This window comes from Kribbella amoyensis (assembly GCF_007828865.1).
Lineage (GTDB): Bacteria > Actinomycetota > Actinomycetes > Propionibacteriales > Kribbellaceae > Kribbella > Kribbella amoyensis.
On sequence record NZ_VIVK01000001.1, the window covers coordinates 3,817,047 to 3,829,519 of the forward strand.

The following is a 12,473-nucleotide window of genomic DNA, read 5'->3' on the forward strand; positions in this document are numbered from 1 at the left end:
GCCCGGCCCACCTGGTGAACCGAAGGGAAAGAACTGATGAGTGAAGTGACTGTGGCCGCGCCCCGGGCGGGGCCGGCGGCAATGGATCGGGCTGGCCGTCCTGGCCCTGCCCACGTTGTTGTTGTCGCTCGACGTGAGCGTGCTCTACCTGGCGCTCCCGGAGCTGAGCGCCGACCTGGGGGCGAACGGCGTCGAGCAGCTGTGGATCCTGGACATCTACTCGTTCCTGCTGGCCGGTTGCCTGGTCACGATGGGAACTCTCGGCGACCGGATCGGGCGGCGCCGGCTGTTGCTGATCGGCGGCGCGGCGTTCGGGATCCTGTCGGTCCTGGCCGCCTACTCGAGCAGCCCGGAACTGCTGATCCTGTCCCGGGCGTTGCTCGGCATCGCCGGGGCGAGCCTGATGCCGTCGACGATGGCGCTGATCCGCAACATGTTCCACGATCCGGTCCAGCTGGGGCAGGCGATCGGGATCTGGTTCAGCTGTTTCATCGGCGGCATGCTGGTCGGTCCGGTGATCGGCGGGGTGTTGCTGGAGCAGTTCTGGTGGGGCTCGGTGTTCCTGCTCGGCGTCCCGGTGATGGTGCTGCTGCTGATCCTCGGGCCGATCCTGCTGCCCGAGTACTCCGACGAGTCGGCCGGGCGGATCGACCTGCTCAGCGTGCTGCTCTCGCTGGCCGCGATCCTGCCGGCGATCTGGGGCCTGAAGGAACTGGCCCGCTCGGGCTGGGCGACGCTGCCGGCGCTGGCGATCGTGGCCGGGGTGGCGATCGGGATCACGTTCGCGCGCCGGCAGCACCGGCTGGCCGACCCGCTGCTGGACATGCGGCTGTTCCGGTTCCCCAGGTTCAGCGCGGCGCTGGGCGTGATGCTGGCCGCCGGGGTGGTGATGGCGGGGATCTCGTTCCAGGCGGCCGTCTACCTGCAGGTGGTCGGCGGGCTCTCGCCGCTGCAGGCAGGGCTCTGGCTGATCCCGCAGAACGTCACCATGGTGATCGGGCTCAACCTGGCTCCGCGGATCGCCAAGCGCCGGTCGACCGCGCAGACGATGGCGCTCGGGCTGGTCCTGGCCGCCGCCGGCCTGCTGATCACGATGGGTGCCGACGGCAGCGGCCGGGTCGGTGCACTCGTCGCCGGGCTCGCGCTGGCGTCGTTCGGGATCGGGCTGCCGATGGCGCTGACCATGAACCTGGTCCTCGCCAGTGCGCCGCCGGAGCGGGCCGGGTCGGCCGCGTCGATGTCCGAGACCAGCAGCGAGGCCGGGATCGCCCTGGGCATCGCGTCGCTGGGCAGCCTCGGCACCGTCGTGTACCGCGGGCAGCTCGACAGCAACCTCCCAGCCGGGCTGCCGGACGGATGGGTGGCGCAGGCCCGGCAGGGTGTCGGGCCGGCGATCGCGGCCGCCCAGCAACTCCCCGGGCAGCTCGGCAGCGAGATGGAGTTGGTGGCCAAGGCCGCGTTCGCGAGTGGGCTGCGGGTGGTGGCGATCGCGGGCGCGGTCCTCCTGCTCGGCAGTGCCTTGCTGACGCTCACGGTGCTGCGCCGCCACACCGACGTCACGTGATTGCCGCACCGGCGCACCGTCGTGTCCAATGGAGCCTCGACCGGCTCAGGGAAGGGCACGACACCAGGTGCGACGGACGACGACCAGCTCGCAGCTGATCGGGCGTGGAGCGGAGCTGGCCGCGATCCGCGCCGGGTACGACCGGGCCCGGGACGAGCAGAACGTCACGGTCCTGATCTCCGGTGAGGCCGGGATCGGCAAGTCCCGCCTGGTCGAGGCCGTGGTCGGCGAACTCCCCGGCGATCCGCTCGTCCTCGTCGGCGGGTGCCTGGAGCTGGCCACGGCCGGCGTGCCCTATGCGGCGTTCACGACCATGCTCCGCCGGCTGATCCGTCAACTGGGCCGGGAACCGGGCGAAGCGGTCCTCGGCCGGGGACTGACGGAGTGGCTCGCCGGTCCGTCGGGGGACGCGGCCGACGCGTCGCCGGAGTTCCTCGAGCTGGAGTCGGCCACCGAGCGGAGCCGGCTGTTGCGCGAGTTCGTGGCCCTGGTCGCCCGGCTGACCGAGGAGCGGCCGACGGTCCTGGTGGTCGAGGATCTGCACTGGTCCGACGACGCGAGCCGGGACCTGTTCGTCCACCTCGCGCGCAGCCTGCTCGGACCAGGGCTGCTGCTCATCGGCACGATCCGGACCGGCGAACTCGGTCTGGAACACCCGGTCCGGCAGTTGCTGGGCGAGCTTCGCCGCCGGTCGGAGGTCGTCGCGCTCGATCTCGAACCGCTGAACCGTGCCGAGGTCGTCGAGCAACTGGCGGCCGTGACGGGCCGGCCGGTCGATCCGTGGTTCGCTGCCGTGGTCCACCGGCGCAGTGGCGGTAACCCGCTCTTCGTCGAGTCGCTCAGCGGCGCGACCGATCTCGGGACCACGACTCTTCGGGGCCTCCTGCTCGGCCGGATCGCCCGGCTGGCCGTGGAGCCGCGGCAACTGCTCGCGACGATCGCGGTCGGCGGGGCCCACGTGACCGACAGCCTGCTGCCACTCGTGTCGGACCTGTCCGGCGAGGCGTTGTCCACCGCGCTGCGAACGCTCGTCGAGTACCGCCAGATCGTCGTCGCCGAGGATGGGTACCAGCTCCGGCACGACCTGATTCGTGAAGCCGTCTACACGGACCTCTTACCGGCGGAGCGACGGCAGCTCCACCGACGGTACGCCGAAGCATTGACCGAGTTGCCGGCCGTGGCCCTCCCGGACCGGCTTGCCGAGCTCGCCCTTCACTGGGCGGCGGCCGGGGTGCCGAAGGAGGCGTTGACGGCGGCCTGGGAGGCGAGCCGGCAGCTGCACCGGCGGACCGCGTACGGCGAGGAGCTCCGGCATCTGGAAACGGTGCTCGACCACTGGTCCTCGGTACCGGGGGCCGCGGCGCTGATCGGCGCTGAACGCGTGGACGTCCTCGAACGAGCGGTCGCCGCGGCCGTCGCCGGTGGTCCACCCGGCCGGGGCCTGGCCCACGCGGAGGAGGCGCTCGCCTCGCTCGACGCCGTCGCCCAGCCGGAGCGCCGGGCCACGGTGCTCTGCTTACAGGCCCGGCTGCTCAATCGCACCGACGCGGGTGGTCACGAAGCGATCCGCGAGGCGCTCGGCCTCTTCGGGCCGGGCCGGAACGACGACGTCCGGCGGCTGGTCCTGATCTCCGCGATCCAGGTGGGAGCGACGACGGAGGCGTTCGGCGAGTTCGGCGCGTACTGCGACGAGCTCGCCGACCTCGCCGGGCGGGCCGGTGACTCGCTCGGGCTGGCCTGGAGCCACGCCGGCCGGATCCGGCTGGCGATGATCGCCGCGGAGGTCGAGCGGGCCGAGGACGACTACCTGGCCGGCATCCGGCATGCGCGCGCGGCCGGTGACGAGCAGACCGAGCTCACCATCCATCAGTGGTGGTCCGGGGCGCTGATGTCCGACGACCAGATCGAGGCCGCGCTGCCGATCGCCCAGCTGGCGTACGCCCAGGCGGAGCGGACCGGCCTGCGGCGTTCGCGCGGTCCGTTGCTGGCCCTGGTCGTCGCCGTCTGCCAGTTCCAGGTCGGCCGCTGGACCGAGGCGGCGGACCTGCTGGACGAGCTGCTCACGGACGAGATCCCGCCGCTGTTCGACGCGGCGGTTCGGGGACTTCGCGCGTGGATCGCGGTCGGACGCGGTGAACTGGCGCTGGCGCAGGACCTGCTCGAGGTCAGCGGCAAGGTCGGTACACGGAGCCGGTCGGCCGCCCGGTACCTGGTGTTCGCCGAGCTGGCCCGGCTCGAACTGCAGCTCGCGCTCGGGGATCCCGAGGCCGCCGACCAGTGCGTGGAGCGGCTCCTCGAGGTCCGCGATCACTGGGTCCCCGCGGATGTCTACCAAGTAGTCCTCGACGGCCTCCGGGTCCAGACGGCACGCCAAGCAGCGGCGCCGCGGAACCAGGCCATCGGTGCCCAGATCCGGGCCCGGCGGACCACGCTGCTGGCCTTGGTCGATCGGTTGGGTGAGCCGTCCGCCGGCCATCGCCCGTACCTGCTCACGATCCGCGCCGAGGCCGGACCGGCGACTGTGGCCGACTGGGACGCGGCCGCGGAAGCCTGGCGCAACAACGGGATTCGCTACCACCTGGCCAGGGTGCTGGTGTCCGGAGCCAAGTCGGCGTTGACCAACAGCAACCGGGCCGGTGCCGTTGCCCGGCTCAACCAGGCCCGGACGATCGCCGAGGAGCTCGGTGTGGGGCCACTGCTGACGATCATCGACGAGCTCGCCGGCCGGGCCGGACTCGGCGCGGGGGAGGAGCCCGAGCCGCCGGGCGCTCATGGCCTGACCGCGCGGGAGCGAGAGGTACTCCGAGTCCTGGCGCGAGGCCTGACGAATCGGCAGATCGCCGCCGAGCTGTACCTGTCGCCCAACACCGTCGGTGCCCACGTCAGCCGGATCTTCGCCAAGCTGATGGTCAACTCCCGCGCCGAGGCGACCGCGCTCGCGCACCGTGACGGACTGGCCTGACCTGGGGCCGCTCGATCAGCCGGTCACCTTCGCCAGCAGTTCGCGCAGCTCGTCCCCGGTCGCCTGCTGCCGTTCGCGGTCGCAAGGCGCGAGCTGGTCGTGCAGACGCAGCGCCTCTGTCCAGGCCGAGCGGGCCGCCTCGACGTTGCCGACGCCGAAATGGGCGTGCCCCAGTTTGATCCGGGACCCGAGGCTGGTCACGGCCAGCTGGTACTCGGTCGCGAGCCGGACCGCCTCCTCCAGATGGTGGATCGCCTCGGCCGGCCGCTGCTGCGCCAGCCGGACCTGCCCGGCGGTGTCCTGTGCGTACGCGAGGCCGCGCCAGTCGTCCTCGGCCTCGTGCAGCCGGACGGCCTCGGTCGCCGACTCGGCCGCTTCGTCGAAGCGTTCGAGGGCGAGCTGCGTCACCGCGAGGTTGTTGAGCAGCCGCGCGGTCCGGAGCTCGTCGCCGTCCCGCCGAGCCGTCACGAGTGCGGCCTCGAGCCGGCGCGCGGACTCGTCGTACTCCCCGGTCAGGCGCAGGGCCAGACCGAGGTTGTCGAGGGCTATCCCCTCGCCCTCGGCGTGCCCGACCTGGCGAAAGAGCTCCAGCGCGCGGCGCAGCATCTCGCAGGCGGCCTGCGCGTCGCCCGATCGTCCCGCGCTGATCGCGATCTGGTTGGCCGCGAACGCTTCGAGCAGGGGATCGCCGGCCGCCTTCGCGGCGTCCAGGGCGACCTGCTGGACCTTCGCCGAGTCGGTGAAGTCCCAGATCTGTTCGAGGTAGGTCCACAGGTTCAGCGCGAGCTGCGCCGCGGTCCGGTGATGACCCCGCCGGGCCCCGTCGACGACGGCGTGGACGAGGTACCGGCGCTCGGTGGCGTACCAGGTCATCGCCTGGCCGAACGAGGTGAACTCCTGCGGCCGGCACCCCGGCGGCGGCTCGGCGGCGTACCCGGGCCCGGCCGGTACGCCCATCGCGGCGGACGCGGCCTGGACGGTGTGCAGGTACCACTCGAGCAGGCGGGCCTCGATCCTCGTGACGACGTCGTCGCCGTCTTCCTTGCCGGCCTTCTCGCGAGCGAACGCGGAGAGCAGCGCGTGTTGCTCGTACCGGCCGTGCGCCGACTCGGTCACCAGGTGCAGATCGGTGAGGCGGTACAGGGCCTTCGTGGCGGCCGGCAACTCCAGGTCCGCTGCTGCCGCGGCACCCGCTGTACTCAGTGGGTGGCCGATCACGCCGAACGCCCGGAACAGCCGCGCGCACTCGGGACCAAGGGTCCGATACGAGCTGTCGAGCACCGCGCGCAGGTCGGACGCGGGATCGTCCGCCACCGTCAGCAGGTCCAGCCAGTCCTCGGCGAGACCGAGCCGGTCGACCGCGTCCGCGGAGGCGAGCCGCGGTTGCCGGTTGACCCGCGCGGACGCGACCGCCAGCGCGAGCGGGAGACCGCTGCAAAGTTCGGCCAGCCGGTCGAGGTGGGCGGCCGTGGTCGGCTTGCTGATCATCGTCCTCAGCAGGCCGCGCGCTTCCTCCGGCCGCAGCGTGGGGACGGCGACCTGGTGGACGCCGTCCCTCGCGGAGAGACCGTCGAGCCGGCTCCGGCTGGTGATCAGGACGAGTGACGAACCGCCGGGGAGCAGCGGACGGACCTGCTCCGCACTCCGGGCGTCGTCGAGGACGAGGACCAACGGGCGGGTCGCCGTCAACGAGCGGAACATCGCGCTCCGCCCGTTCAGCGAAGGGGGAATGGACTGACCGTCCACGCCCATCGCCCGCAGCATCTCGTCCAGCGCCTCGTCCGGGGTGAGCGGGCTGGAGCGCGCGTACCCGGCGAGATCGACGAACAGGTGCGCGTCGTCGGGAAGACCTTCCGCGTGATGGGCCCAGTGCACGGCCACGCAGGTCTTGCCGACACCGGCTTCACCGTGCAGGACGACGACCTTGTTCGCGATGGGAGCGAGGTCCGACCGGAGCAGCAGCCGGTCCAGCTCGGCCAGGGTCTCCTGTCGTCCGAAGAAGCGCGGCAGGTCCGCCGGGAGCTGGCGCAGCTGGACCGGTTCCGCGGGCTGGGGGTTCGCGGTGACCACGGCGAGGGCGCTGCGCAGCTCCGCGCCAGGGCCGACGCCGAGCTCCTCCTGCAGGTACGCGCAGGCCTGTTCGTACTGCGCGACCGCGTCGGCGCGACGGCCGTCGGCGGCGAGCGCGAGCAGGTACCGGGACCAGAGGGACTCGCGGAGCGGGTGTTGCGCGACCACTTCGCGAAGGCGCGCGCACGCGGTGTCCGGCTGGTCGAGCCGGCGGCCGAGGTCGGCCCAGCGCTCGACCGCGGTCAGGTAGCACTCGGTCAGGCTCGCCTTCTCGGTCTGGGCGAGCCAGTCGACGAATCCGCCGACGAACGGCTCGTCCCAGCAGGCGATGCCCTGACCCAGCAGGCTGTGCTTGCGGGCCGGGTCGTCCTCCCGCTCGGCGGCGGCGAACAGGTCGGCCATCGTGAGCGCGTCGACGTCCGCCCGGGCGATCGCCAGCTCGTAGCCCTCGTGATGGGTCACGACCGTGTCGCCGAGCGTCCGCCGCAGCCTGGCCATCGCGGAGTGCAGCGTGGCGCGCGGATTCACCGGCAACTCCTCGCCCCACAACCGCTCGATCAGCGTGGCGGCGGCGACCGGGCGGCCGGCGGCGAGCGCGAGCAGGGCCACCAGCGACCGCTGGACCTCGCCCCGCGGCGAGACCCGGGTCCCGTTCACTTCGATCAGCAGTTCGCCGAGAAGCCGCACGCTGGTAGCAGCCATGCCCGGATGATAGAGCCTCCGGGGTCGGCGGACGATTCCCTGACAGGTCAGGACACCGGCGTCAGCCCCAGCTCGGCGACCGCGGTCCCCTCGGCCACGATACGGCCGTCCTCGACCACAGCAAAGGCCGGGAAGCCGCGGACGCCGAAGACGGAGCGGGCGAGGTGGCTGTCGTCGTCCTGCCGGACGACCTGGCCGACGGCGGACAACGCGCCGACGTACTCGCCCGCGTCCGCCTCCGGACCGACGACCACCGCCAGCACGTCCGTCCGCGGCCCGCCCGGCTGCCCGGCTTGGGCGACGAACAGAGGTAGTTGCACTGTGCAAGCACTACAACCGGGAGAGAAGAACGCCACCAGGTACCGCGGCCCGAGCGTGCTGTCCGTGATCCGGTCCCCGGTCACCGTGTCGGCGGCGAACCCGGCAAGCCCGGCGCCGTCGGTGGTGGCCGGCGTGAACAGATCCTGGACCCTGCCACCGGCGAGCCGGTCGAGTTGCTCGGCTTGTTCCCGGAGCCGGCGGATCACGCCGAACGAGAACAACAGGTTGACGACGCCCAGCGCGGCGACGACAACGACGACGGCAGTACCCATTGACTTCAACTCCCGACGGCTGCGGACGGCAGCCTGTTCAATTCCGGCGGTTTCCCAGGCTCAGTAGCAGAAGTCGCACTGGATGATCGTGTAGCTCCTGCAGTCGCAGCTCATCCGGACCAGCGCCTTGCGGGCGTAGGGGCATTCCGCGTAGGCCTTGCAGGCGGACCAGAACGTGTCACCGCAGGCGCACGCCCCTGCCGTAGATCGCGGAACCACAGCAGTGACCAGGCGGTCTGCCAGTGCACCGATCGCACTTCTCATCGCAGGTTCACATCCTTCTCTCGAGGCTGAGCGGTCAGTATGTCCAGCACGTGCTGTCGGCGCGCTGCCGTCACCCTGTCGTGGATCCCGCCGGCGGATCGGCCACCCGCGCATCGCCGTATCCGCTCGCCTGCAAGGTGAACAACCGGGCGTAGCTCTGCTCGGCGCTCATCAGTTCGTCGTGCGTACCCGTCTCCGTGATCCGGCCGCCGGACAGGACGACGATGCGGTCGGCGTCCCGCAGCGTGCCGAGCCGGTGCGACACCAGCAGGCTGGTCCGCCCGGCCCGGAAGGCGCGCAGGCTCTGATGAAGCTGGTGCTCGGACTCCGCGTCGAGCCCGGCGCTCGGCTCGTCCAGGATGAGCAGGTCACGGTCCCGCCGCATCAGGGTCCGGGCGATCGCGAGCCGCTGCCACTGGCCGCCCGACAGGGAGGTACCGCCGTCGGTCCGGCCGTCGGTTTCCTCGGCGAGGAACAACCGGCTGAGCATCGTCTCGTAGCCGCGGCCGAGGCTGCGGACCGTGGCGTCGACCCCGGCGCTCCGGGCGGCCGCCTCGATCCCGGGCCGGTCATCGAGGCGATCCAGGTCGCCGAGGCCGATGTTCTCGGCAGCGGTCAGGTCGTAGCTCATGTAGTCCTGGAAGAGCACACCGAGCCGGCGCCGGACGTCGGTGACCCGTACGTCCCGCAGATCCACGCCGTCCCAGTGGATCGAGCCCATCGTCGGGTCGTAGAAGCGGCACAGGAGCTTGATCAGGGTGCTTTTCCCGGCCCCGTTGAGACCGACGAGGGCGAGCGCCTCGCCGGCCGTGATGGTCAGGGTGACGCCTTCGAGGACCCAGGGCAGGTCGTCGTCGTACCGGAACCAGACGTCACGGAGTTCGATGCCCTGACGCAACGCGGGCAACGGGACCGGCGTACTCGGCTCGGGCAGGTCGTCCGGGAGCCCCAGGACGGAGCGGTGGTACCCGAACATCACCAGGGCCCGGTGGGCCGCGGCGAAGCCGGTCACCAGGCCAGCCAGGGCCGACTGGGTCCCGGCGACGGCGGCGATGAAGGCGGCGAGGTCGCCGAGGCTGAGGCGGCCGGTCGCGGCGGAGCCGACGATCCAGGCCAGGCCGGCGGCCGAGATCGTCGCGCCGAGCAGGGCCAGGCCGCCCTGGACGGTCGCGGTCCGCCGGTCGATCCGGCGTTCGCCGGCATGGATCCGGTCGATCGTGCCGGCCAGCCGGCGGCCGAGGAAGCGGCCGAGACCGAACAGCCGGAGTTCGCTCGCCGCCGACAGGTCCGTCATCAGCGAGTTGTAGAACAGCTGCCGCCGGTTCTCCGGGGTCAGGCTGAACATCGTCCCGGTGGCACTGCGGGTCAGCCGGAATTCCGCGACCACCGCCGGGACCGCCGCCAGCAGCAGGATCCCGGCCATCACCGGGCTGATCGCGGCCAGGGTGAGCAGCAGGCTCACCGCCGTCACCAGGCTCCGGACGATGTCGAACAGCCCGATGGTGGCCGGCGCGATCGAGCCACCGGTGGTCCGGGTGGCCATCCTGAGCTGGTCGAGGAACCGCGGTGACTCGAACCGGGACAGGCCGGAGAACCCGTTCACCGCGCTGTACAGGTCCAGCTCGAGGCGCCGGCTGATCCGGCGGGTCAGCTCACCGCGAAGGTACCCGGAAACGTGCGGCTCGACGGCGACGAGCAGACCGACCAGGACCAGACCGGCGGTCGGGCGGACCAGGGCATCCGCGGGCGCACCGGCCGCGAGGGTGTCGACGACGTACTTCGTCAGCCAGACGACCGCCGCCGGAAGGGTTCCGGCCGCGATCGTCAGCATCAGCAGGGCCGCACACTGCGGTGGCCCCGCTCGCAGGCACAGCGCGGCAGCCGCCAGGGGATCGGCCGGGCGGATCCGCCGCGTGGTCACGGCGGTCAGGATCTTGGCCGCGGGCGGGGCGCCACCAACGAGACCAGGTCGTCGAACCTGATCAGCAGCAGGGCGACCACCACGGCGACGAGCGCGGCCAGCGGGATCCCGGCCGGGTCACCGGTGGCTGATTCCGGCGCGAGCAGGCCGATTCCGCCGACCGCGAGCATCAGCAGGTTGCGGACGACGTGCGCCCGGCTGATCGGAGCCGAACTCGCGCCGAAGCAGCGACAGGCGACCCGCTCACCTCGGCGAAGCACGACGACCTGGACGACCGTGAAACCCACGAGCAGCACCGCCGTGTACGCCAGTCCCAGGGTGCGGAGTGGCCCGACAGCGAGCAGGACAACGGCGAGACCTTCAGCGATGACGACCGCGATCGCCACACCACGGACCGATTCGCGAGGCACCAGCCGTACGGCCGCCACACTGGCCGCGAAGTCCGCGAACGAGCCGGCCCAGAGCTTGCTCAGACAGGACGCGAGCATGATGATCAGCAGCACCAGGCCACAGGTGAATCCGACGTAGGCCACGCTACGACCGGCTTCCGGAAGAGGTCGTCCGGCGCGGCCGCACCACCACGCCGAGGACGGAGTCGGACCGGTAGTACCCGCGGTGCCGGGAGTCGTGGCTCGCGTTCGGGTTGTCCCCCAACAGCACCAGACACCCGGCGGGGACCAGCGCGCCCGCTTCCAACGCGGGCAGACCAGGTGCCACCCGGTCACCGGGGACGGCGCTGACCCGCTTCATCAGCCACGGCGGGTCACCCGGTACCGCGGTCTCGCTGTCCGGGTAGGCCACGACGATCACCTGACCGGGCCGGATGTTCTGCGGGCCGGTTCGCCGGACCAGGACCACGTCGCCGTCGCGATGCGCCGGCTCCATGCTCCGACCGGCCACCGTGACCGCGACGTACCTTCGCCGCACGAGGATCAGCGCGACCAGCACACACGTGAGCAGCGACAGCCGCAGACCTCTGCCGACCACGCTGCTGGGTGAGTTGTTGCGCGGGTCTTGCTCTCGGATGTCCATGACAGCGGTGATCCTGGCAAGGCGCCCTGTCACCGGGCTGTCGCCGTGCTGCCGTACCGCGATCGCACCGCACGTTCCGGCGGCGCACCGGCCGGGTGGGCGGCGGTCGGCGGACCGGCTCGAAGGAAGAGCCGACGCGCTGCCACGCCCTGGGCCGAAGGTCGCTCCGGGTCGGGACGGATGGCCCTCGTGGGTCCGGCCGGCCGCGCGAAGACTGGTAGTACCTGTCGACGGCCCGAGGGGGAGACGATGATTGCGAGCAGACGGTGGAAGGTCGACGTCTTCATCGACGAGAACGACGACGAGCGGACCACGCACGCCGAGGCCCGGCTGCTGACCAACGACAAGACCCACCTGGTCGGCCGCGGCGTCGCGCACCGGCATCCGAACGACCTGGAGGTGGCCGAGATCGGGGACGAGCTGGCCGTCGCCCGGGCGTTGTCCAACCTCGCCCACGAACTGGTCCACGCCGCCGCCACCGACATCGAGCAGATCACCAAACAACACGTCGACCTGACCAGCTGACCGCGCGTCCAGGTTGTGGCTGGCGGCAACCATCGCGGGTTCCGGCGCCAGGCCGGGCCGGGTGTTAGGGTCGTCCGTGTGCCGGCCGCTGCTGTTGTCGGCGGCAACTTTCTCGGGGAAGGTGCGACCTGTGGCGGACGAAACCGGCGAGTCCTACGACGGCCCGATCCTGGCGGAGGACCTGCTGCTGGTGTTGTTCCAGCCGGACTCCGGCACCATCGCGGGGGAGGGCACGCTCTACTACACGCTGGCCGGCGGGGTGCTCGCGGACCTCGGGCTCGGTGACCACGTGCGGACCGAGCCCGGCCGGGTCGGGACGAAGGTGGCGGCCGTCGAAGACCGCCCGCCGTCGGACGAGATCCTCCGCCAAGGCTGGGACTACGTGGCCGCGAAGCCCCGCGGCGTCCAGACCGTCCTCGCCGCGATCGGTCCGAACCTGCGGTCCCCGCTGCTCGACCGGCTAGTCGAGCGCGGCGAGCTCCGCCGGACCAGCCGCAAGAAGCTCGGGGTGTTCGAGTCGACGGTCCTCGAGGACGGCGGGACCGGTCGCCGGGCCGAGCTCGTCGAGCAGATCCGCAAGGTCCTCGTCGACGGTGCCGAACCGGAGCCCCGGGTCGCGGCCCTCGCGGCCCTGCTCTCGGGCAGCGGGACGCTTCCGCAGTTCCACCGGGAGATCCCCTGGACGTCGCCCGTGATCGCGCGGGCCAAGGAGCTCGAGCAGGGCAACTGGGGCGCCGGGGCCGCCGCCGAAGCCGTCACTCGCACGGTCACCGCGACCATCGTCAACAACGTCGTCGTCGCGACCGCCGTCCTTCCGCGGGGCTGATCAGCCCGTCCTCG

General features: G+C 71.8%; 9 protein-coding genes. 4 read left to right on the forward strand and 5 right to left on the reverse strand.

Annotated features, from left to right (window positions below):
• The first annotated feature begins 49 nt into the window (after window positions 1–49).
• Window positions 50–1,564, forward strand: a complete 1,515-nt coding sequence (locus FB561_RS18105; RefSeq protein ID WP_145808182.1) for an MFS transporter — start codon at window positions 50–52, stop codon at window positions 1,562–1,564.
• 67 nt (window positions 1,565–1,631) lie between these two features.
• Window positions 1,632–4,526 carry a helix-turn-helix transcriptional regulator gene (locus FB561_RS18110; RefSeq protein ID WP_170284696.1) on the forward strand — a complete coding sequence of 965 codons (2,895 nt, stop codon included), beginning with the start codon at window positions 1,632–1,634 and terminating at the stop codon, window positions 4,524–4,526.
• Between the two features lie 15 nt (window positions 4,527–4,541).
• Here the strand turns inward: FB561_RS18110 and FB561_RS18115 are convergent, their stop codons facing one another.
• From FB561_RS18115 to FB561_RS18135, 5 genes are all read right to left on the reverse strand, one after another.
• A complete protein-coding gene (locus FB561_RS18115) occupies window positions 4,542–7,298 on the reverse strand; it encodes an AfsR/SARP family transcriptional regulator (RefSeq protein ID WP_145808186.1) in 2,757 nt (918 codons plus the stop codon).
• 47 nt (window positions 7,299–7,345) lie between these two features.
• Window positions 7,346–7,891, reverse strand: a complete 546-nt coding sequence (locus tag FB561_RS18120) for a thioredoxin domain-containing protein (protein ID WP_145808188.1) — start codon at window positions 7,889–7,891, stop codon at window positions 7,346–7,348.
• A 334-nt stretch (window positions 7,892–8,225) separates the two neighbouring features.
• A complete protein-coding gene (locus FB561_RS18125) occupies window positions 8,226–10,076 on the reverse strand; it encodes an ABC transporter ATP-binding protein (RefSeq protein WP_238334889.1) in 1,851 nt (616 codons plus the stop codon).
• A gap of 5 nt (window positions 10,077–10,081) precedes the next feature.
• Entirely contained in the window at window positions 10,082–10,609 is a 528-nt protein-coding gene (locus FB561_RS18130; RefSeq protein ID WP_145808190.1) for a MauE/DoxX family redox-associated membrane protein, read from the reverse strand.
• Window position 10,610: 1 nt separating this feature from the next.
• The gene (locus FB561_RS18135) at window positions 10,611–11,108 is read right to left on the reverse strand and encodes a S26 family signal peptidase (RefSeq protein ID WP_145808192.1); all 498 of its coding nucleotides are present in this window, start codon (window positions 11,106–11,108) and stop codon (window positions 10,611–10,613) included.
• A gap of 249 nt (window positions 11,109–11,357) precedes the next feature.
• On the opposite strand from FB561_RS18135, the gene FB561_RS18140 reads away from it, so the two are divergent.
• Together FB561_RS18140 and FB561_RS18145 are read left to right on the forward strand one after the other, a co-directional pair.
• Window positions 11,358–11,633: a DUF1876 domain-containing protein gene (locus FB561_RS18140; protein ID WP_145808193.1), complete on the forward strand. Its 276-nt coding sequence runs from the start codon at window positions 11,358–11,360 to the stop codon at window positions 11,631–11,633.
• Window positions 11,634–11,763: 130 nt separating this feature from the next.
• Window positions 11,764–12,459, forward strand: a complete 696-nt coding sequence (locus FB561_RS18145) for a GOLPH3/VPS74 family protein (RefSeq protein ID WP_238334890.1) — start codon at window positions 11,764–11,766, stop codon at window positions 12,457–12,459.
• Window positions 12,460–12,473: the final 14 nt, after the last annotated feature.